Consider the following 279-nt stretch of genomic DNA (forward strand, 5'->3'; position numbering starts at 1 on the left):
CAAAATGCGTGTCCGATGAGTAAAATAAATTCTCCAATTGCTTTTCCTTAACCAATCCCTTTGCATCATTCCATGTTTGCCATGGAGTCTTCCCATAACAATATTTTCCAGAATGTGCTCTTTCTCGATTGTAAAACTCAAGCCATTGCTCAATATCGTTTTGTATTTCACTCAATTGCGTGTAAATCTTACGGCGAAATAAAATATCATAACATTCTGTTTTCATCGTCTTATGGAATCGCTCACAAATACCGTTAGTTTGTGGGCTGTAGGCTTTGG

Annotated in this window: 1 protein-coding gene; it reads right to left on the reverse strand. The window is 37.3% G+C overall.

All coding sequences use genetic code 11. The features are described from left to right. Positions 1-279, reverse strand: a 279-nt coding sequence (locus GQ590_RS12185) for an integrase core domain-containing protein (RefSeq protein WP_160409344.1), incomplete at both ends; no start/stop codon positions are given.

The sequence above is a fragment of the Gilliamella sp. Lep-s35 genome (genome assembly GCF_009795845.1).
In the GTDB taxonomy this organism is placed as follows: domain Bacteria; phylum Pseudomonadota; class Gammaproteobacteria; order Enterobacterales; family Orbaceae; genus Gilliamella.